The organism is Comamonas sp. Y33R10-2 (assembly GCF_019355935.1).
In the GTDB taxonomy this organism is placed as follows: Bacteria; Pseudomonadota; Gammaproteobacteria; order Burkholderiales; family Burkholderiaceae_C; genus Comamonas.
The window spans coordinates 2,985,363-3,005,086 of record NZ_CP079925.1; the positions used below are offsets into that span (position 1 = coordinate 2,985,363).

At 57.4% G+C, this 19,724-nt stretch carries 14 protein-coding genes and 1 pseudogene; 10 read left to right on the plus strand and 5 right to left on the minus strand.

Annotation, left to right across the window (positions count from 1 at the left end):
- The first annotated feature begins 20 nt into the window (after window positions 1-20).
- From KUF54_RS13345 to KUF54_RS13390, 10 genes and pseudogenes are all read left to right on the plus strand, one after another.
- Window positions 21-1,169 carry a flagellar basal body P-ring protein FlgI gene (locus tag KUF54_RS13345; RefSeq protein ID WP_304518280.1) on the plus strand — a complete coding sequence of 383 codons (1,149 nt, stop codon included), beginning with the start codon at window positions 21-23 and terminating at the stop codon, window positions 1,167-1,169.
- Complete coding sequence (flgJ, locus tag KUF54_RS13350; protein ID WP_219343283.1) at window positions 1,166-2,230, plus strand: flagellar assembly peptidoglycan hydrolase FlgJ; 1,065 nt, start codon at window positions 1,166-1,168, stop codon at window positions 2,228-2,230. Before KUF54_RS13345 ends, flgJ begins: the two co-directional genes overlap by 4 nt.
- Entirely contained in the window at window positions 2,227-4,179 is a 1,953-nt protein-coding gene (gene flgK, locus KUF54_RS13355; protein WP_219343284.1) for a flagellar hook-associated protein FlgK, read from the plus strand. The genes flgJ and flgK overlap by 4 nt, the downstream gene beginning before the upstream one ends.
- Window positions 4,180-4,202: 23 nt before the next feature.
- Window positions 4,203-5,417, plus strand: a complete 1,215-nt coding sequence (gene flgL, locus KUF54_RS13360) for a flagellar hook-associated protein FlgL (RefSeq protein WP_219343285.1) — start codon at window positions 4,203-4,205, stop codon at window positions 5,415-5,417.
- Window positions 5,418-5,472: 55 nt separating this feature from the next.
- The gene (locus KUF54_RS13365; RefSeq protein WP_219343286.1) at window positions 5,473-6,762 is read left to right on the plus strand and encodes an HDOD domain-containing protein; all 1,290 of its coding nucleotides are present in this window, start codon (window positions 5,473-5,475) and stop codon (window positions 6,760-6,762) included.
- A gap of 304 nt (window positions 6,763-7,066) precedes the next feature.
- Window positions 7,067-8,215, plus strand: a pseudogene (locus KUF54_RS13370) (flagellar biosynthesis protein FlhB); the annotation flags it as partial.
- A gap of 95 nt (window positions 8,216-8,310) precedes the next feature.
- On the plus strand, window positions 8,311-10,410 hold the full coding sequence (gene flhA, locus KUF54_RS13375) for a flagellar biosynthesis protein FlhA (protein ID WP_219343288.1): 2,100 nt from the start codon (window positions 8,311-8,313) through the stop codon (window positions 10,408-10,410).
- On the plus strand, window positions 10,407-12,089 hold the full coding sequence (flhF, locus tag KUF54_RS13380; RefSeq protein WP_219343289.1) for a flagellar biosynthesis protein FlhF: 1,683 nt from the start codon (window positions 10,407-10,409) through the stop codon (window positions 12,087-12,089). The genes flhA and flhF overlap by 4 nt, the downstream gene beginning before the upstream one ends.
- Complete coding sequence (locus KUF54_RS13385) at window positions 12,082-12,945, plus strand: hypothetical protein (RefSeq protein WP_219343290.1); 864 nt, start codon at window positions 12,082-12,084, stop codon at window positions 12,943-12,945. The genes flhF and KUF54_RS13385 overlap by 8 nt, the downstream gene beginning before the upstream one ends.
- Window positions 12,946-12,950: 5 nt before the next feature.
- Entirely contained in the window at window positions 12,951-13,667 is a 717-nt protein-coding gene (locus KUF54_RS13390; RefSeq protein WP_219343291.1) for an RNA polymerase sigma factor FliA, read from the plus strand.
- Window positions 13,668-13,876: 209 nt separating this feature from the next.
- On the opposite strand, the gene KUF54_RS13395 is transcribed toward KUF54_RS13390, so the two are convergent.
- The 5 genes from KUF54_RS13395 to KUF54_RS13415 all read right to left on the minus strand — a co-directional run bounded on the left by KUF54_RS13395 (window position 13,877) and on the right by KUF54_RS13415 (window position 19,711).
- The gene (locus KUF54_RS13395; RefSeq protein ID WP_219343292.1) at window positions 13,877-14,176 is read right to left on the minus strand and encodes a flagellar protein FliT; all 300 of its coding nucleotides are present in this window, start codon (window positions 14,174-14,176) and stop codon (window positions 13,877-13,879) included.
- Between the two features lie 5 nt (window positions 14,177-14,181).
- Window positions 14,182-14,595 carry a flagellar export chaperone FliS gene (gene fliS / locus KUF54_RS13400; RefSeq protein ID WP_219343293.1) on the minus strand — a complete coding sequence of 138 codons (414 nt, stop codon included), beginning with the start codon at window positions 14,593-14,595 and terminating at the stop codon, window positions 14,182-14,184.
- Between the two features lie 93 nt (window positions 14,596-14,688).
- Window positions 14,689-16,137, minus strand: a complete 1,449-nt coding sequence (gene fliD / locus KUF54_RS13405; protein ID WP_219343294.1) for a flagellar filament capping protein FliD — start codon at window positions 16,135-16,137, stop codon at window positions 14,689-14,691.
- A gap of 164 nt (window positions 16,138-16,301) precedes the next feature.
- A complete protein-coding gene (locus KUF54_RS13410) occupies window positions 16,302-17,909 on the minus strand; it encodes a flagellin (protein ID WP_219343295.1) in 1,608 nt (535 codons plus the stop codon).
- A 302-nt stretch (window positions 17,910-18,211) separates the two neighbouring features.
- Window positions 18,212-19,711: a flagellin gene (locus KUF54_RS13415; RefSeq protein WP_219343296.1), complete on the minus strand. Its 1,500-nt coding sequence runs from the start codon at window positions 19,709-19,711 to the stop codon at window positions 18,212-18,214.
- Between the last annotated feature and the right edge of the window lie 13 nt (window positions 19,712-19,724).

The following is a 19,724-nucleotide window of genomic DNA, read 5'->3' on the forward strand; positions in this document are numbered from 1 at the left end:
TTCTTCCGAGAATGGACGGTATGAAAGTACTGTCCACGCTTCTGTCACTGCGCTCGGCACGTGCCACCTTGATGGTGGTCGCAGCCTTTGGCGCCTGCGGGCTCACGCTGCCTGCAAATGCCACACGCATCAAGGAAGTTGCGGCCATTCAAGGGGTGCGCAGCAACCAGTTAACGGGCTATGGCCTTGTCGTAGGGCTGGATGGCACGGGCGATCAGACCACGCAAATGCCCTATACCAAGCAGGCGCTGGCGAACTATCTCGAACAAATGGGCATCTCGCTGCCCGCCACAGGTAACGCGGCGCAGTTGCAGCTCAAGAACGTTGCTGCGGTCATCATCACCGGCGAGCTGCCCGCGTTTGCACAGCCGGGGCAGTCGATTGACATCAATGTCTCGTCCATGGGCAACGCCAAGTCGCTCAAGGGTGGCACCCTGGTTGCCACACCGCTGCGAGGTGCAGATGGCGAAATTTACGCACTGGCCCAAGGCAATGTGGTGATTGCCGGTGCAGGGGCGGCAGCAGGTGGCTCCAAGGTTCAGGTCAATCACCTGAGCGCAGGGCGCGTGCCAAGAGGTGCGCAGGTCGAGCGCGCAGTGCCCAGCCCCATCAATGAAGGCAACAGCATCACGCTGGGGCTCAATCAAACTGATTTTCAGACGGCCGACAAAGTGGTTCGCGCCATCAACCAGCGCATGGGCGCTGGCACAGCGATGGCGTTGGATGGACGCACTGTGCAGGTCAATGCCCCGGCAGACCCCGGCTCGCGCGTGCGCATGATTGCCGAGATTCAAGAGATGCCGATTGAGACCTCCAAGCCCGCGGCCAAGGTGGTCATCAATGCGCGCACGGGTTCCATCGTGCTCAATCAGGCGGTGACCTTGGGGCCTTGCGCGATTGCGCACGGCAATCTGTCCATCACCATCAGCACTACGCCGGTCATCAGCCAGCCAGCACCGTTCTCTCAAGGCCAAACCGTGGTGGCGCAGAAATCTGATATTCAGGTCAAACAAGAGGCTGGCAAGGTCATCAACATGCCCAACTCGCCCCAGCTGACGGACGTGGTGCGGGCGCTGAATTCTCTGGGCGCGACGCCCCAGGATTTGCTGGCGATTTTGCAGGCCATCAAGGCGGCAGGCGCTATGGATGCAGAGCTGGAGGTGATATGAGCATGTCTTTATCGCAATCTTCAACATTGGTGACAAACAACGCGCTGGCCGTTGATACCAAGTCACTCAGCGCTCTTAAAACTGCAGCAGGCGAGAACAGCCCGCAGGCCATTCGAGAGACGGCCAAACAGCTCGAATCGCTGTTTATGCGCGAGATGATTAAGAGCATGCGCGAGGCGACCATGAAGTCCGGCCTGCTCGATAGCGCGCAGGGCAACTTAAGCACCGATTTGCTCGATCAGCAGCTGTCTGTCGCCATGGCCGGCCAGCCCGGCGGCCTGACGGATGCCATCAACAAACAACTGGCGCGCACCATGGGTGTTGAGGCCGCAGATGATGCAGAAATTGCCGTGCCTTCCACCCTGAGCATGAGCCGCAGTGCATGGCGCAATGTGGGCAGTCATGGCGCATGGAGTGGCAGTCCCGCGCAGGCGGCTCAATCCGTCAATGCCTACGCCCCAGCCCCCAAGGGGCGCGACAACTTTGTGGCGGCGCACACCAGCGCCGCGCAGCGCATTGCCAGTGAAAGCGGTATTCCTGCTCACTACATGGTGGGTCAGGCCGGGCATGAAACCGGTTGGGGCAAGAGCGAAATCCGCAACAAGGACGGCAGCAACTCTTTTAACCTGTTTGGCATCAAAGCCGGAGGTAGCTGGAAGGGCAAGGTGGCGGAAGTGACCACCACCGAATACATCAACGGTGCGCCCAAAAAGATCACCGCCAAATTCCGCGCCTATGACTCGTTTGAAGAGTCATTTCGTGACTATGCGCGCCTGATTGGCAGCAACCCGCGCTACGAAAAAGCCATGGCCAAGACAGGCTCTGCGCAGGACTATGCCAGTGAGTTGCAAAAAGCAGGCTATGCCACGGACCCGGCCTATGCGCAAAAGCTCAGCCGTGCGATTCAAAGCGTGCAGCAGCTCCAGGTTGCGGCAGGCAATAGCAATGCCAACAGCGCAGGCCAGCTTGCCAGTCGGAGTACAGGTGGAGCAAGCAGTGCAAGCGGCATCAGCGCTCATCGCGCTGCTCAGATCAACAAGAACAACGAGAACCAGTCATGAGTCTTTTGAACGTGGGCGCACGCGCCCTGATGGCCAACCAGCTTGCCCTGCAGACCACAGGGCACAACATTGCCAACGTCAACACGGCGGGTTATTCGCGCCAGACGGTGGCATTTCAGTCATCGGGGGGGCAAAACATGGGCAATGGCTATATCGGCAATGGTGCTGATATCGCCACCGTGACGCGCAACTTTAGCGAGTTACTGAACCGCCAAGCCACCGCCGCCAAGGCTGCGGGTGCTGCGGATACTGCGCGCTCGCAGTCGCTTAACCAGTTGCAAGAAGTTTTCTCGGGCGGCAGCAACGGCTTGGGCGCTGCTGTGAGCGACATGATGAATGCGTTTGCGGATGTGAGCAGCGCTCCCACCGACTCATCGGCGCGTCAGGTCGTGCTCACCCGCATGAGCGAGTTGGCTGCGCGTTTTCGCTCGGCCTCGGCTCAGCTCGACGAGATGGACTACAGCACGCGCCAGCAGATGATGAATGACGTGAAGGTGGTCAACAGCCTGTCTGAGCAGGTCGCCGCACTGAACGGTCAGATCAGTCGCGCTCTGGCCACGGGGCATTCACCCAACGACTTGCTCGACCAGCGCGATCAGGTGGTGCGCGACATCAATAAATACGTGCAGACCTCACAGGTTGCTGCAGACGACGGCTCTGTGAGCCTGTTTGTGGGGGGTAGCCAAGCGCTGGTTTTGGGTGTGGATGCCGGCAAGCTCAGCTTGCAGGAGTCAACCGAATACCCCGGCAGCGGCAAGATGAGTCTGTACTTTCAACAGCAAGGCGGCAAGCCCATTGAGTTGTCTGCATCCATGGCTGGCGGTGGTGAAATTGCGGGTTTGCTGCAGTTTCAAAACAGCGATCTGGCCGAGGGTCGCAACCTGCTGGGCCGCATGGCCATTGCCATTGGCGATCAGCTCAATACGCAAAACAAACTGGGCTTAACCTTGTCCGGTCAGGCCGGTCGTGACTTGTTCAAGGTGCCGATGCAGACGTTCGGCTCCACCACTGGCGCCCAGTGGATTCAGCCGGATACGCCAACCGTGACGGTGACGGACTCCAGTCAGCTGAAGGCGTCTGATTACAAAATCATTTTTGCAGCCGATGCACCCAAGGGGCAGGTGGTTCGCATGTCGGATGGAAAAGTCACGCCGTTCGATAATTTGGCCCAGCTTCAAGGCCAGAGTATTGATGGCTTGGAGTTCGATCTCAAAGTCGAAGGCCTGGCCGGCCAGACTGTGTTGTTTAAACCGGTGGCATCGGCTGCGCATGATATTGAGTCGCTGGTGCATACGGGCGGAGATTTGGCGGCAGCCAACCCCGTGTCGGCCAAGATTAATTCACTGGGCGATGCGGCTTTGCGCCTGTCTAGCCTGACGGTCAGCCAAGGCTTTGCGGGTGCTTTGCCTGCAGGTACCAGCCTGTCCTTTGCCAACGGCGCGGGTGGTGAGGTGATTTACTCCATTACGCCGGCTCCTGCAGTGGCTTCAGGGGTTGCCGCCACAGGCGTCTTTATCTCAGGTCAAGCGATTGAGCTGGCTAAAGGCCTCATGGTGACTCTCAGCGGCACGCCAGCGATTGATGGCGCCACTAGTGACAGCGTGAGCTTTGCACCCAATGCCTTTTATGGCTCGGATACAGGAAACGCCAGCTCATTTCTGAGTTTGCGCGATGCCGTGATTTTTGATGGCACAACCACGCTCAGCGATGGCTTCTCGACTGCCATGGCGCAGATTGGGACACGCACGCAAAGCGCTGCCTATGCGGCCAAGTTGTCGGACACCATTTCACAAAATTTAGAAGGCCAACGCACGGCGGTTTCGGGCGTCAACCTCGATGAAGAAGCGGCCAAGCTGCTGCAGTACCAGCAGGCCTATCAGGCCTCAGCCAAGATGCTGCAAGTGGCGCAAGCCATTTTTGACAGCGTGATTCAGGCCGTTGGCCGTTAACCCGTGACTGCTGGAGAAAAGCGATGAGCATCAACCGCATTGGCACGGCCAATATGTATGAAAGTACCATCACCAACCTGGGCTCGCGTCAGAGCAGTCTGGTGGATTTGATGGAAAAGACGACGGCAGGCAAGCGTGTGCTGCGCGCCAGTGATGACCCGGTGGCTGCTGCGCAGGCAGAGCGAGCGCGTACGCGCATTAGCCGCTCTGAAAGCGATCAGCGTGTGCTGGGTGGGCAGCGCGACGTGATTGCACAGGGCGAGTCCGAGTTGGGCAAGGCCCATGGTGCTTTGCAGGATTTTCGTGATCTGCTGATTCAGGCAGGCAACGGCTCTTATGACCTGGTCGCACGAGGTGCGCTGGCGCAGCAGATGGAAAGTCTGCGTGAGCAGATTTTGGGCTACGCCAATGCCAAGGACTCCAATGGCCTGCCTATCTTTCGGGGCTTGGGCAGCTCTGAAAACCCTTTGCAAAGCGTTCCACCGGGTGTGCAAAACTCGCTGAACGCAGGTCAAAACACGGGCGGTGATAACGGCCTGCCGGTCTCGCTCGATGGCCATGCTGCCTGGTTGAACGTGCCCACCGGCAACGGCGTTTTTGAAGTGGGCAGCGGCGTATCCAACTCTGGCAAAGCGTGGGCGGATGTGGGTTCAGTCACCGACCCCAGCGCGGTCACAGGCGCTACCTACACGCTTGCCTTTAGCAAAGATGCGGTCACCGGTGATGTCACCTACATCATTAACTCCAGCGATGCAGCAGCCACCAACCCTGTGGTGGCCGCTACGCCGTATGTAGACGGCCAAGCGATTAGCCTTAATGGCCAGCAAATCAGTATCAAAGGCAACCCTGCAGATGGCGACAGCTTCACCATGACGCCGAGTTCGCGCACCGATCTCTTTACCGTGCTCGATCAGGCGATCAGCACCGTTAAAAGCGGCACGACGGGCGCCACTGCGCTGCAGCAGGGCTTGGGGCGTGCCATGAGTGAGATAGATGCGGGCATGAACCGTGTGCAAGCGATGCGCAGCTATGCGGGCGATCAGCTCAATCGTGCGGATCGCCTTGAATCTGACATGCAAGATCGCGCTTTAACGCAAGAGGGTGCCCGCTCACGTGCTGAAGATATCGATATGATCAAAGCGCTGTCCGAAGTGGAGACACAAAAGGTCGGCCTGCAAGCGGCCTTGCAGTCTTATGCGCAGATGCAAAAGCTCTCTCTTTTCAACTACATCGGCTGATCGCGGCGGGCTTTGCCCGTCTTGATGGTTTGTATGTCACCAGTCCACGCCTTTCATGGTTCAGTCTGCACTCAGTTCTTTGACTTTTGGCTACAGGCCGCTTTGGGGCCGCACGCGCCGTTTGGCGGGCATTCAGCTTTACGTCCATGAAGACCCCGGCACGTCAACCGACATGGCGCATTTTTTGCGCAGCGTGGATGAGGTGTGGAGCCGACAGGCAGCGCCGCTTTTGATCTCGCCGCAGTCCCGTCAGGTGCTGTGCAATTTGCTCGAGCACGCCCCGCAAGGCAGCCCTTGGATTGAGGTGCGTGGTGACTGGCTGCAGCAGGATGATGCGATTGACCAGTTAGTACAAAAGGCCAAGGCCCGTGGGCTGATGCTGGTCTGGGGTGGTAACTTGGCGGATGTGCCAGAAGCCGATGCCGCTCGTGGCTTTGCCAGCAGCTTGCTGAACTTGCCCCCTGAAGGCGCAAGCGGCATTCGCAATAGCGTGCGAGCCGCTGCCCTTAAGGAAGCTTCGTTTCTTAAAGCCGCCGACAAGCCGCAAGCCATCAAGCCTTTGGCCGCACCGACGTTGAATTTGCTCAATGGCCAGATGTACGAAGGCTTGCACAGCCTTGAGTTGACCCAAGCCTGCCTTGATACCTATGAAGGCGCGGCCATTGCGGGCTGGCCGGTGGCAGACACCATGCAGGCTTACCGCTTGCAGCAGCCTCAGCCTTCGCGCGATGCGCTGTTCAGGCTGATGAAGGCCATTGACAAAGAGCAGTCGCTGGATGCGATGGAAGAGATCCTGGGCTCAGACCCGGTGCTGGCCTATCGCTTTTTGCTCTACACCAATTCGGCCGCCTTGGGCCTGCGCCGCGGTGTGGATTCGCTGCGCCGTGGTCTGGTCATGTTGGGGCTGGGCACGCTGGAGCGCTGGCTGGCGGATCAGTTGCCCCATGCTTGCGTAGAGCAAGACATGGTGCCGCTGCGCACCCAAGTCGTGCTGCGCGCCAAGCTGGCTGAGGAGCTGATTGAAGCGGGCGTGAGTCTGGACTTGCAGCGCGAGATGTATTTGTGCAGCCTTTTCTCGCAGTTAGATTTGCTGCTGCACGAGCCGGTGGCGAACATTTTGCGCCGCACGCCGCTGAGTGAGCGCATCTTTGACGCCATCGTCAGTCGCACAGGCCCTTATGCCGCGGTGCTGCAAATGAGTCAGGCGCTGGAGAGTCGCGAAGCTGAGCCTATCCGTAAGCTGCGTGCGCAAGAAGGCTGGGAGGCCGAAGAGCTCAACCGCATGCTGCTGCGTATGCTCAGCTCGCTCAAGCTGGGTATGCCCCAGCTGCAAGCCCAAGCCTGAGACAGTGCTAAAAACGCGAAGGGCTTGAATAAAAACAGGCTCTAGCCGTTTAGATCTAAAGACAGACAGCTATCAAATTTGATGAGTTGGCTTGGTTGGACTTATCTTGGCCTAGGTCTGTGGAGACTCGCTCACAGTCGCGAAGAAGGTAGAACTGTCTCCTCGCCTTTGTCATTGCAACGCGGCCTTCAAACAAGCCTCAACAATCTCTAGTCGCGCATAAACAGGGCTTGACTGCCGCTTATCCGCGTATTGCACGGGCGCTAGATTCGGACAATCTAGCTATCCCATCCGTGTGTGCGCCATGTCCGAATCCCAAGACAAAGATCTACCTGCTACCGAGCGAAAACTGCAAAAAACGCGAGCAGACGGTCAGGGTGCGCGCTCTCGCGATCTTTCGCACTTGGCGATTTTGGGCGCCGGTGCTGTGCTGGTGCTGATGGGCACGCAGCCGCTGATCCATCACATGCGTGAAGCGATGGCCCAGCAACTGATCTTTAACGCAGCAGCGGCCAAAACGCCGGCCATGATGCTCGAGCGCCTGCAGCCCATGCTGGTATTGGGCTTGGGTGTGGCCGTCATTTTTGCGCTGGTGACGACGGGAGCTTCGGTGCTCTCGGGCGTGGCAGCGGGGGGCTGGATTTTTAGCTTTAAGCCAATTCAGCCCAATTTCGGCAAGCTCAGCCCTTTGTCGGGTTTGAAAAATCTGTTTTCTAAGCAGCAGCTGACCACGGTGGTCAAGATGGTGCTGATGACCATTATTCTGAGCTTTGTCGCTTGGAAATACATGAGCGCCCACATTGCCGAGATTGCTTCGGTGGCGGCCCAGCCCTCGGCCATGGCTTTGTCTATGGTGGGCGCGTGGCTGAGCACCGGCGTCACGCTGCTCTTGGTGGTGGTGCTGATGGTGGCCGTGATTGACGTGCCGCTGCAGGCGTTTTTGTTCAAGTCGCGCCTGAAGATGAGCCATGAGGAAGTCAAGCAAGAGCACAAAGAATCTGACGGCAACCCCCAACTCAAAGGCAAGCTGCGCCAAAAGCAGCGCGAAATTGCTGACCGTGCGAGCGTCTCCGCCGTGCCGCGTGCCGACTTTGTGGTGACCAACCCCACGCATTACGCCGTGGCGCTGCGATATGACGAGGCAACGATGGCGGCACCGCAGGTCATTGCCAAGGGCACAGACTTGGTCGCTCTCAAGATTCGGGAAGTGGCCGGTATGCACAAGATTCCGGTGCTGGAGTCACCCATGCTGGCGCGTGCGCTCTACGCCCATGCCGATCTCGATCAGGCCATTCCCTCAGGCCTATACACGGCCGTGGCGCAGGTGCTGGCCTATGTGTATCGCCTCAAAGCGGCGCTCAGCGGCCAAGGTCCTATGCCCGAAGAGATGGGCGAGCCGCCGGTGCCTGTGGAACTAGACCCGCAGCGCGGTCGAACTCAGGCCGAAGCAGCACTCGATGCTGTGTCTGAGCAATCAGCGGGTGCGAACAATGACGCGAACACTGAGGCAGTCGTCAGCACTGTTGCAGCGCAAAAAGGTAATGTGTGATGAAGTCCAATCCTGTGCAAAATTTTCAGAAGTGGTCAGGCATTGATGCGGCTGCTTTGCAAGGGCTGACGACTCCGCTTTTGATCGTGGCCATTTTGGGCCTGATGGTGCTGCCGGTTCCGCCTTGGTTGCTGGACACCTTCTTCACCCTCAACATCGCCATTGCGCTGATGGTGATGATGGTGGCGGCTTACATGATTAAGCCGCTGGACTTTGCGGCCTTCCCCTCGGTGCTGCTGCTGACAACGCTGATGCGTTTGTCGCTGAACGTGGCATCGACTCGCGTGGTGTTGATGGAAGGCCACACCGGCCCCGGCGCTGCGGGCGCGGTGATTGAGGCCTTTGGTCACTTTCTGATTGGCGGCAACTTTGCCGTGGGTCTGATCGTGTTCAGCATTTTGGTGGTCATCAACTTTGTGGTAATTACCAAGGGCGCCGAACGTATCGCCGAAGTCTCGGCCCGCTTTACGTTGGATGCGATGCCGGGCAAGCAGATGGCCGTAGATGCGGACTTGAACGCCGGCCTGATCGACGAAAAAGAAGCCAAGCGTCGCCGCGCTGAGGTGGGTGAAGAGGCGAACTTCTTCGGCTCAATGGACGGTGCCAGCAAGTTTGTTCGTGGCGATGCGATTGCCGGTATTTTGATTTTGGTGATTAACGTCATTGGCGGTCTGATCATCGGCATGGTGCAGCACGACCTGTCAGCCAGCCAGGCGGCAGATAGCTATATTTTGCTGGCCGTGGGTGATGCGCTGGTGGCGCAGATTCCGGGTCTGTTGATCTCAGTGGCATCGGCCATGGTGATTTCGCGCGTGGGCAAAGATGCTGATATGGGTCGCCAGATCGTGCAGCAGCTGTTTATGTCGCCTAAGGTGCTGGGCATTACGGCCGGCGTGATGCTCATGCTGGGCCTGATTCCCGGCATGCCGCACACGGTGTTTTTGCTTATGGCGGCCCTGCTTGGTTGGGGTGCTTGGAAGTTGGATAAAAAAGAAAAAGCCCGCATCGCCGCTAAAAGCAGCACCCCTGCGCCGCAGCAGCAGGTGCAAAGTGATGGCGAAGCCACTTGGGACGATTTGCAGCCCGTGGACTTGCTGGGGCTGGAGCTGGGCTACCGCCTGATTGCGCTGGTCGATAAAAGTCGTCAGGGTGATTTGCTCACCCGCATCAAGGGCGTGCGCCGCAAGTTCGCACAAGAGGTCGGCTTTTTGCCCCCTGCTGTGCATGTGCGCGACAACCTCGAACTCAAGCCCAGTGCTTACCGCATGACGCTTCGCGGCGTGATGGTGGGTGAGGGTGAGGCCTTCCCCGGCATGTTCTTGGCCATCAACCCCGGCGGCATCACCACGCCGCTGATTGGCACTGCTACGACCGACCCAGCTTTCGGCCTGCCCGCTCACTGGATTGACGAGCGGCAAAAGGAAGCGGCACAAATGGCTGGTTTTACCGTCGTTGATTCGGAAACCGTGATGGCCACGCATTTGTCACACTTGATGCAAGTGCACGCGGCCAAGCTGCTGTCTCGTACGGAGACGCAGCAGCTAGTGGACCACGTGGCCAAGCTGGCTCCCAAACTCATTGAAGAAGTCATCCCGAAAATGGTGCCCATCACAACGTTCCAGAAAGTGCTCCAGCTGCTGCTGGAAGACTCTGTGCACATTCGTGATATCCGCACCATCATCGAGACGCTGGCCGAGAACGCCACGCAGACCACTGACCCCATTGAGCTGGCCCGGCGCGTGCGCATTGCACTGTCGCCTGCCATCGTTCAGCAGATTTATGGCCCCACCCGAGAGCTTAATGTGATTGCCATTGAGCCGGGGTTGGAACGTCTGCTGGTGCAAGCACTATCGAACCCGAATGCCCCATCGCTGGACCCCGGCGTGGCGGAAATCCTCACACAAAAAGCGGTCGACGTCGTCAATCAACAGGAAGAGCTGGGCCTGCCCGCTTGCCTGCTGGTGCCGGACGTGATTCGCAACTCTCTTTCCAAGCTGCTGCGCCGTGTGGCGCCGCGTTTGCAGGTGCTCGCGCACAGCGAAATCCCTGAGACGCACACCATCCGCATCGGCCCGATTCTTAAAGGTGCATCCGCATGAATATCAAACGCTTTTACGCCCCGACCGCCCGTGAGGCACTGGCCAAGGCGCGCATGATCTTTGGCGACAGCACCCTGATTTTGTCCAACCGTCAAACGCCTGATGGGGTGGAAGTCATGGCCACAGCCGAAGAAACGCTCAAGGACCTCGATGCCGGTATACAGACCAGCTCATCCTTGGAGCAAGCGCTGGAGCGCCGCTTGGCCGATGAAAGCATGGGTTTGCGCAAAGAGAGTCCTATGCAAGCTACGCAGGCTGCGCCCAAGCGCGTTGAAGTGCGTGATCAAGCACGCGGCGAAGGCATGAGCACGCTAGACCATGTGCTGGCCCGCCAGAGTGCCAAAGAGGAGCAGGCTCGCGAAGCAAAAATGCAAAGCCAAGCCGACAGCTTGGCCGCGTCAGTCAAGTCCATCAAGCCCATCAATGAGCTGGCCCAGCATTCAGTGCAAGACGATGTAGAGCAGCTGTCCATGAGCACGCTGACCTTTCAGGACTATGTGCGTGAACGCATGCTGCGCCGCCGCCATGAGTCGTCGCTAGATCACAGCGAGGCACTCCCTTCGTTTGCCCAGCGCGTGCAAGCCCGTAACGACGATCGCCCAGCGATGGCCGCCAAGGCTGCACCTGCTAACGCAGGTGTGGCGCGGCACAACCCGTTGCGCCCTGAGCTGATTCAGACCCCGCAAAGCGTGACCACGCCCCAAAGCGCCAAGCCAGCAATGGCATCCGCAGCCGCACCTCAAAATTTCATGGCTGAGATGCAGTCCATGAAAGACTTGATTGAAGAGCGCTTCAACACGCTGACTTGGCTGGGTCAAACGCGCCAAAACCCGATTCAGTCCAGCCTGATGCACAAGCTCATCCGCGCTGGCTATTCGCCTGTACTTTCGCGCACCTTGATTGAGCGCCTGCCTGCATCTTTGTCGGCAGCTGATGCGGTGCGCTGGCTTATGCAGGTGCTGGAGCGCAATTTGCGCACCGATGCCGCGCAGCCCGCCATTCACGACCAAGGCGGCGTATTCGCTTTAGTGGGCGCAACAGGTGTGGGCAAGACCACCACCACCGCAAAGTTAGCCGCGCTGTGCGCCGCCAAGCATGGCGCATCATCGGTGGGCTTGATTACCCTGGACACCTACCGCATCGGTGGCCATGACCAGCTGCGCACCTATGCGCGCATGCTGGGCATGGTGGCCCATCAAGCCCATGACAAGGCAGCACTCAAAGACTTGCTGGGTCTGCTGCAAAACAAAAAAATGGTGCTGATCGACACCACCGGCGTCGCCCCACGTGACCCGCGTAAAGACGAAATCATGGATGTGCTGGACATTGCGGGCGTGCAGCAGTTGCTGGCCATCAATGCCTCGGCCCAAGGCGATGCGCAAGACGATGTCATGCAGGCCTTCAAGGCCCGTGGCTCCCATCAAGCCATCCTCACCAAGGTGGATGAAGCGGTTAAGGTCGGCCCCTCGGTCGACACCCTGATTCGCCACCAAATGCAGTTGCGCGGCGTAACCAACGGCCAGCGCGTACCAGAAGATTTTGAACGTGCCAACGCCCAGTTGCTGGTGTCGGCTTCCATGCGCTCGGCGACCAAGACTGCGTTTGATCCGCAGTCGCTGGATATGGACTTTTTCTTCACCCCCGCATCGGCTCATGGTGCAGAGGCCGCCTATGCTTGAGCAACGCTCACCCCTGCATCAAGGCATGGCTTTGCATGTCAGTGATACCAGCACCTCAGGTCTGCGCGTGCTGGCTGTGCTGCACAGTGCATCGGGTGCGGCGGCAGAGCAGGCGGTGCTTTGGCCGCTATGCGCTCAGTTACAGCGCTTGGGCCAAAAAGTGCTGCTGCTCGATGGCAGTCAGACCGAATCTCTGCACCAGCCCGGTCTTGCACAACTGCTGGTGCAGCACGCGTGGCAGGCGCAAGCAGGGCTACGTTCGTCGCTCAGCGATAACCATTCAGTTGCCAGTTTGCCGGCACGCCAAGGGCTCAAACAGCTCAAGCTTACGGCCGATGAAATGGGGATGGATTTATTGAGCACGCTGCAAGCCTATGTGCGTGACTACACCACGGTCATCCTCTACGCCAGCAGTGATGCGCTAACGCCGCTGTTTCAAGGCAAGGGCCAAGGCCTGCAACCCCTGCTGGTCGTGCCGCCTGATGCCGATCATTTGATCGACAGCTATCGCCAACTCAAACACCTTTCCGTGTTTGCGGGCGCGGAGTGCACGATTGCCGCGCTAGAGTCACCGCTTGCCGCAGAAGGCCCGCAAAAATACGACTGGAGCCGCCAGCAAAGCAGCGTGCTCACGGCTCAGCAAAATGCTCAGACACGCTTACAGCGTCTGAATGCTCTGCTACAGTGTTCGCAGCGCCACCTGGGCGATGCACCGGTGCTTATGCGCCTGCGCTGGCGTCAAGCCAGTGACTTGCATCAGCTCACACTGCACATGCTCAAGACAGCCTGTATCTTGCCCATGCACTCCCAGTCCACTGGGCTTGCAGAGCCTGAATCTCTTGCCTGGAGCCATTGACTGATATGTACACCGCCAAAGGCCAACTCGACCGCGATGCGCTGATTCGTCAGCACGTGCCGCTTGTGCGTCGGATTGCCCTGCACATGATCGCCAAACTGCCGCCAAATGTAGAGCTCGATGATTTGATCCAGGTCGGCATGATCGGTCTGGCCGAAGCGCTATCGCGCTTTGAGAGCGAGCAAGGCGTGCAATTCGACACTTTCGCCAGCCAACGCATTCGCGGCGCCATGCTCGATGAGCTGCGCGAAGGCGACTGGATGAGCCGCAGTTCCCGCAAAAGCCAAAAAGACATTGAGCAGGCGCTGCGCCGTCTGGAGCAGCGCCTGGGCCGCTCGCCACAAGAGTCTGAAATCGCCGCCGAGCTTGGCATGGCGCTGGATGACTACCAATCCCTGCTGGGCAAAGTGCGCGGCACGCAGTTGGTTTACTTAGAAGACATTGGCGGCAGTGATGCGGATGGCGACGACTACTTGGAGCGGCATGTGGCCGATGAAGCGGCTGATCCATTTGCGCTGCTGCGCGATCAGCGCCTGCGCTTGGCGCTGGTCGATGCCATCAAGAATTTGCCCGAGCGTGAGCAGTATGTGATGGGCATGTACTACGAGCAGGACATGAATCTCAAAGAAATTGCTGCTGTGCTGGGTGTAACCGAGTCTCGCGTTTGCCAGCTGCACAGCCAAGCTATCGCCCGCCTGCGCACCAAGATGCGCGCGCATTAAATCGCATCAAAACGAAGCCGCCTCAGTTGCAGATGCGGATCTGCAACTAGGCGGTTTTTTCATGGGCTGCTGTTTAGGCATTATTTAAATTTGATAGCTACAAGTCAAGGTGGCCATTTGACTAGAGGCGTTTTTCTTGTAAATTCTTAGCCAAACTAAAAGCCCTGAAGCATCGCTGCTGCAGGGCTTTTTGATGTGGTGCTTGATGCTCAGTGCATCACATGCGGTTGGCCGTCAAACATGTGCTCAAAGCTTGCTAGCCAAGGCTCGGCCAACACACGAATTTGGGCATCGTTGCGCAAGATGCGCTGCATGATGCGCGCCTTTTCTTTGCGCAGATCGGGTGCCAGCTTTTCATCGTTAGCGCGAAAGCGCAGCTGCTCAATCAACACAGCGCAAGTGCCCTCGTAGCGCGCAACGCCATCCCAGTCTTTGTCCTGTGCGGCTCGCAGCATCTTGGCACTGCTTTCCTCAATGGCGCGGTAGAAGTCGATCAAAGTGTGCTCCATATTTTTTAAGCACCAGCAGTCGCCGGCGCATTTGTTATTTCTGTCCAGCCCTGGGCCACTGTGCCCAACAGGCTTGCCACCTCATCGACCATGCTCACATCGTTGCGGGCATTGGCCAAAGTCAGTCGTGTCGTGCAGTAGTCGTAAAGCGAGGCCAGATTAGCAGCCAGCTCGCCGCCTTTTTCGCGGTCCAGAGCACTGAGCAAACCTTCTTGCAAAATACGCACGGCTTTGCCAATGTGACGCACTTTTTCATTGATATCACCGCGCTCCATCGCGCCTCTGGCTGCATTGACGGACGCGAGCAGGCCATCAAACAGCATCTTGATTAACTGCTGAGGCGATGCACTGTCCACCATGGATTGCACACCCACCTGGCGGTAAGCCGACATTGCGCGCGCATTAGCTGGGGAAAACATCACAACACTCCTTAGAAGCAGTTTCTCAAATTACTGCTTTTATTATCGGCAGACTCAGGGGGGAATTAAGTCCCATCTGCTGGCTTCAAATGCTTAATTTTTGGACTGGTTATTCCACGCTGTCACTTGCTGCGAAATATAGGTATCCAAAGCCGACAAACTGGCCATGGTTGTATCGAGCCGCGTGTACTGCGCACGCAGCCGCGTTTCATACGCACTGACGCGCGCGCTCTGGCGTTCTTGGTCAGCCGTATTGCGTTTGATCGACGCTTTGAGCGTCGCATCTTTGGTGGCAAACGTGCCGTCTGCAGCCAGCAGCCCTGCCGTGAAGTCCTTCAAGCGCACGGCAAAACCGTCTTGGCTGGCATCGTCCACATCGGCCGCAAAAAACTGCGACATGCTTACGTTGTCTTTTAGCGCCGTATCTAGCTTGGCGTCATCAATGCTGAGCGTTCCGTCTTTTTGGAAGGCAACACCCACTTGAGACAAGCTGCCAAACGCACCGCCTGAGCCGCCCGGGCCCGACAAAATGCGGCGCAAAGCCGATTGCAGATTCACCGCGGTGGAATCGCCCTGCAACGAGCCCGCAGATTTGCTGTCTTTGTCGTAGGCCGTCATGGTCGATATCGCACTGGTCAGCGCGTTATACGACTCCACAAAATTTTTGAGTGCCGATTTGGCTGTGCCCGTATCGTTGGCGATGGTGATGCGCACTGGCACTGCATCGTTGGCCATTTTTTGCGACACCGTCAGCGTCACACCCTCGGCCACTTCCGTGAAAGTGCTGGTGTGTGATGCCATTTGAATGCCGTTGATGGTGGCCAGCGTATCTTGCGCCTTCACGGAGCGGCTCATGGTGCCCGCTGCATTGCTGCCGTCATAGGCCAGCTGCTGCAGGCCCGAGCCTTGTGTTTGTTCCACTTGCACTTGAAAAGCCGAAGGCTCCCCCGTGGTTTTGGATTGCAGCACCAGACGCTCACCCGTGTGATCTTTGAGCACCGTGGCCGTCACATCGCCTTTGGCTGCATTGATTTTGGCGGCAATTTTGGACAGCGAATTTTCTTCTGCCGTAATCGTCACCTCAAAACTTGCGTTGGCCCCCGTACCGGGAACAAAACCGCTGGAGACGCCTTGCTCCGTGGTAGTGCCCCACTGGCCCATAGAGATGGTCAGTTTTCCCTCACCCAGCGCTGCACCGGCCGTCACCAGCCCGGAGCCCACGGTTTGGCCTGACGCCATTTGCGAGACCGCCACGTCATAGGTGGCCTGCACCGCTTTGGATGAGGCCGTACCACTGACGGTTGATGCGTTAGAGGACGTGAGCGTATTGCCCAGCCAGGTGCTTTTTTGGGTGAGCTTGGCCGCCTGATCTTGCAGGTTCGAAATTTGCGATTTCAACTGGCTGAATGCCGAAATCTGGGTGTTAATGCCCGCCGCCTTGGTCTGCAAGCTGGCGATAGGTTTGGACTCCAGCGCCACCAATTGGCTGACGATGCTTTCCACCTCTAGACCGCTGCCCAGACCGATAGAGCTAATTGCCATTCAAATCTCCCGATGCGTCAATTCGCGCGCGCAGCACGCACCCTTGACGACATTCAATGGATGGCAAGAAATCAAGATCCCCACCACCGATAGACAGTGCTGCACCCGGTATATCGACCAATAACCGGCCCACTTGAGCACAGAACGTCTGTAACGATTAGGCGTTAACCCTGAAGCAGCTTGAGCACTTGCTGAGGCAACTGGTTAGCCTGCGCCACCATGGCCGTACCAGCTTGCTGCAGAATCTGCGTGCGGCTGAGGTTGGCGGTTTCTGCGGCAAAGTCAGCATCCATGATGCGGCTGCGTGAGGCCGAGAGATTCTCGGTATTGACACTCAGATTTTGAATCGTCGTCTCAAAGCGGCTTTGCACCGCACCCAGCGTGGCGCGTGCGCCGTTGACGGCCGTTAGTGCCGCATCCATCGCCAAAATCGCGTTATCGGCAAATTCCGCATCCAGCACATTCAAATCGCCAAAGCCGGTTTTACCCGCTTCAGCGCCAATAAAGCCGCGCGTTCCGCTCACATAGCCAGGATTGGATTCATTGGTTGTGCCCAATGTCAAACCGGTGGCGCTGGCAATGGTGTCAGGCGTCATGGCGGGCGTGGGTTGAGGCGCTGGCAAGCCCACCACCACATCGCCGTTGGACGATGTCAAAGACAGCGCGCCGTTCACAATCGATGCCTGCACCTTCGGCACGGTGCTGCCTGCATTGATCTGGGTGACCAAATCATTGATGCGGTTGTTGGCGCTTTCTTGTGCAGGCAGGGTGAATGTCACGCCATTGATTTGCACACTGGCCGCAGGCATACCGCCAGAAGTGACGTTTTTGGCGCTGCTCACACTCAGTGCCGCCGTGCCAATGGCAGAGGTAGCTGGAGCCGTGACCGTAGGCGTCACCACCGCACTGCTCGTTGAGTTGTTGGTAATTTCAATCTTGTCGTCAACCACTTTCACGCTGACCGCACCAGCGCCCATACCATTGGCTACGTTATTGAGTGCGGCTTGGATGTTAGTGGCTAACGCAGCTTTAGCAGCAATAATTTCCGTTTGTGTCGCTGGATTCGTAGCGGAAGCCGGCACCGCAGTAACTGCCACATTCGCGCCACCATTGATAGACAAATTAAAGGTGTCATAAGAGCCGTCTGGTTTAGGCCCTGAAAGACTCCACGTGGTCTTGGCGGGGACGGTGACCGGCGTGTCACTGCCCACGATGGTATTGCCTGTTAACTTGGATGGCACGGGCACGCTGTTCCAGTTGCCCAGTGCATCCACGTTCGCATTCACGATGGACGAGATATCAATGGTCTGGCCTTGATTGGCCCCCACCTGAAACGCCATATTGGTAAACGAGCCATCCAGCAGTTTTGTGCCGTTAAAACTTGTTTGCTGCGCCACGCGGGTCACTTCAGCCTTGAGCTGCTGCACTTCAGTATCCAGTGCTGCACGGTCTTCGGGCGAGTTGGTGGCATTGCGCGCTTGCACTGCCAGCTCGCGAATGCGCTGCAAGTTATTGCCCAGAGAGCCCAGCGCCCCTTCGGCGGTTTGCGCCAGCGAAATACCGTCATTGGCATTGCGCATCGCCACCGTCAGGCCGCGAACTTGCGTGGTCATGCGCTCCGAAATGGCCAAGCCCGCTGCATCGTCTTTGGCGCTGTTGATGCGCAACCCGGAAGACAGGCGCTGCATGGAGGTAGCCAGCTGGCTTTGGGAAGAGCTCAGATTGCGCTGTGCATTGAGCGACTGGATATTCGTATTAATGATGGCTGCCATGGCAATTGCTCCTGTTTCAAGCCAGTAAACCGGCGACGTAGTTAGCCGTTTTCACGACCAGCGACGGCGCTGGCCCACGTGACCGGAAAAGCGGACGAAGTCTGGTATTCCGGGTACGAGGATTGTTGAAGCAAGAGGCGGCAGACATAAGACCGATAAGAGGCCTAAAGTCCTGCTATTTTTAAAATTGACGCTGGCCTTTGAGGTTGGTGTGCATGTAAAAGGGCATGAAAAAAGCCTCTCGAAAGAGGCTTTTTGGGGTTTGCTGTACCTGCACAGGGCAGGCACATTGCTGACTGCAATTAACGCAGCAAAGACAGCACGCCTTGTGGCAGTTGGTTGGCCTGGGCAACCATGGCTGTACCGGCTTGCTGCAGAATTTGCGAGCGGCTAAGGTTGGCGGTTTCCGAAGCGAAGTCAGCGTCCATGATCCGGCTCTTGGAAGCAGACAAGTTTTCGCTGTTCACGCTCAGATTCGAGACCACGGATTCAAAGCGGTTCTGGATGGCACCCAAGTCGGCACGGGCCGAGTTCACCGCTTTCAGGGCCGCATCCATTGCAACGATTGTGTCGTCAGCTCCTTCAGCCGTAGAGACAGAGATATTTTTAAAGCCTACTTGAGCCGATCCTGCTGTTACCTTCGCTGCAGGTACTGTGCTGCTAGCAGTACCCAAGCCTGTTCCAGTAGCAGGGTTTGCCTGAACCAAAATGTCTGCATTTGACTGCAATATCAAACGACCATTCTCAACGGATGCTTTTACGGAACCATCGCTGAATGTATTGTTGATTGCCTTAGACAACTGAGTTGCACGATCTGAGTCTGTATAGGCTGCATCGACTGTGATGTTCTTGCCATTAATTTGCAGATCGCTACCTGTAATTGCGGCATGCTTAGAGCCAGCTACAACTGTGGTGTTTGTAATCGCCAGTTTGGCATCGCTGGCTGTCTGGATCGTGTACGAATTCAATGACGCATTGGAAAAACTCAACGCGCCTGTAGCGCTAGTGACAGTCAAACCTGAAAAACCAGCTCCGTCAATCGCTGATTTGATATTGTCCGCCATTGCTGTATTTACCGCTGCAGCTGTAGTGCGTGCTGCTGATGCTTCTAGCCCTTTTACCTGCAGCAGTTTTCCGCCGAAAGTCATGGAGAAACCTTCAATTTTTCCAGCTGCTTCGACGGCGGTATAGGTCGAAGCAACGGTTACCGCTCCTGTAGTTCCTGGTGCTGCTGTTCCGCCCATCGCTGCTGACACTAGCTTTGCAGGCTGATCAACACTATTCCACTCTCCAAGAGTAGAAATTTTTGCATTTTGGATGCTATCAATTGCAATTCGCTGTCCTTGATTTGCTCCAACTTGAAAATCTTTGGCAGTAAACGAACCGTCCAGTAATTTGGTTCCATTAAAGGATGTATCTGTCGCGACACGATCAATTTCGCTTTTGAGCTGATCAACTTCTTTTTGTAGCGCTGCGCGATCTTCAGTGGAGTTGGTTGCATTACGTGACTGCACTGCCAATTCACGAATACGCTGCAGGTTGCCGCCAATCGTGCCCAAAGCGCCTTCAGCCGTTTGCGCCAGAGACACGCCGTCATTGGCATTGCGCTGGGCTTGGTTCAGGCCGGTGATCTGAGTTTGCATACGTGATGCAATGGCCATGCCTGCAGCATCATCCTTGGCGCTGTTAATGCGCAGCCCGGAAGACAGGCGCTGCATGGACGTTGCCAGCGAGGCTTGCGACGATGTCAGGTTGCGTTGTGCGTTGAGTGACTGGATGTTGGTGTTGATGGTCATTGCCATGATGCAGACTCCT

Coding starts and splice junctions, on each gene's coding strand:
- flgK (WP_219343284.1), top strand. CDS start 2,227: ATGAGTCTTTTGAACGTGGGCGCACGCGCCCTGATGGCCAACCAGCTT.
- fliS (WP_219343293.1), bottom strand. CDS start 14,595: ATGTTTTCCCCAGCTAATGCGCGCGCAATGTCGGCTTACCGCCAGGTG.
- KUF54_RS13345 (WP_304518280.1), top strand. CDS start 21: ATGAAAGTACTGTCCACGCTTCTGTCACTGCGCTCGGCACGTGCCACC.
- flhA (WP_219343288.1), top strand. CDS start 8,311: ATGAAGTCCAATCCTGTGCAAAATTTTCAGAAGTGGTCAGGCATTGAT.
- KUF54_RS13390 (WP_219343291.1), top strand. CDS start 12,951: ATGTACACCGCCAAAGGCCAACTCGACCGCGATGCGCTGATTCGTCAG.
- flgL (WP_219343285.1), top strand. CDS start 4,203: ATGAGCATCAACCGCATTGGCACGGCCAATATGTATGAAAGTACCATC.
- KUF54_RS13415 (WP_219343296.1), bottom strand. CDS start 19,711: ATGGCAATGACCATCAACACCAACATCCAGTCACTCAACGCACAACGC.
- fliD (WP_219343294.1), bottom strand. CDS start 16,137: ATGGCAATTAGCTCTATCGGTCTGGGCAGCGGTCTAGAGGTGGAAAGC.
- KUF54_RS13385 (WP_219343290.1), top strand. CDS start 12,082: ATGCTTGAGCAACGCTCACCCCTGCATCAAGGCATGGCTTTGCATGTC.
- KUF54_RS13395 (WP_219343292.1), bottom strand. CDS start 14,176: ATGGAGCACACTTTGATCGACTTCTACCGCGCCATTGAGGAAAGCAGT.
- flgJ (WP_219343283.1), top strand. CDS start 1,166: ATGAGCATGTCTTTATCGCAATCTTCAACATTGGTGACAAACAACGCG.
- flhF (WP_219343289.1), top strand. CDS start 10,407: ATGAATATCAAACGCTTTTACGCCCCGACCGCCCGTGAGGCACTGGCC.
- KUF54_RS13410 (WP_219343295.1), bottom strand. CDS start 17,909: ATGGCAGCCATCATTAATACGAATATCCAGTCGCTCAATGCACAGCGC.
- KUF54_RS13365 (WP_219343286.1), top strand. CDS start 5,473: ATGGTTCAGTCTGCACTCAGTTCTTTGACTTTTGGCTACAGGCCGCTT.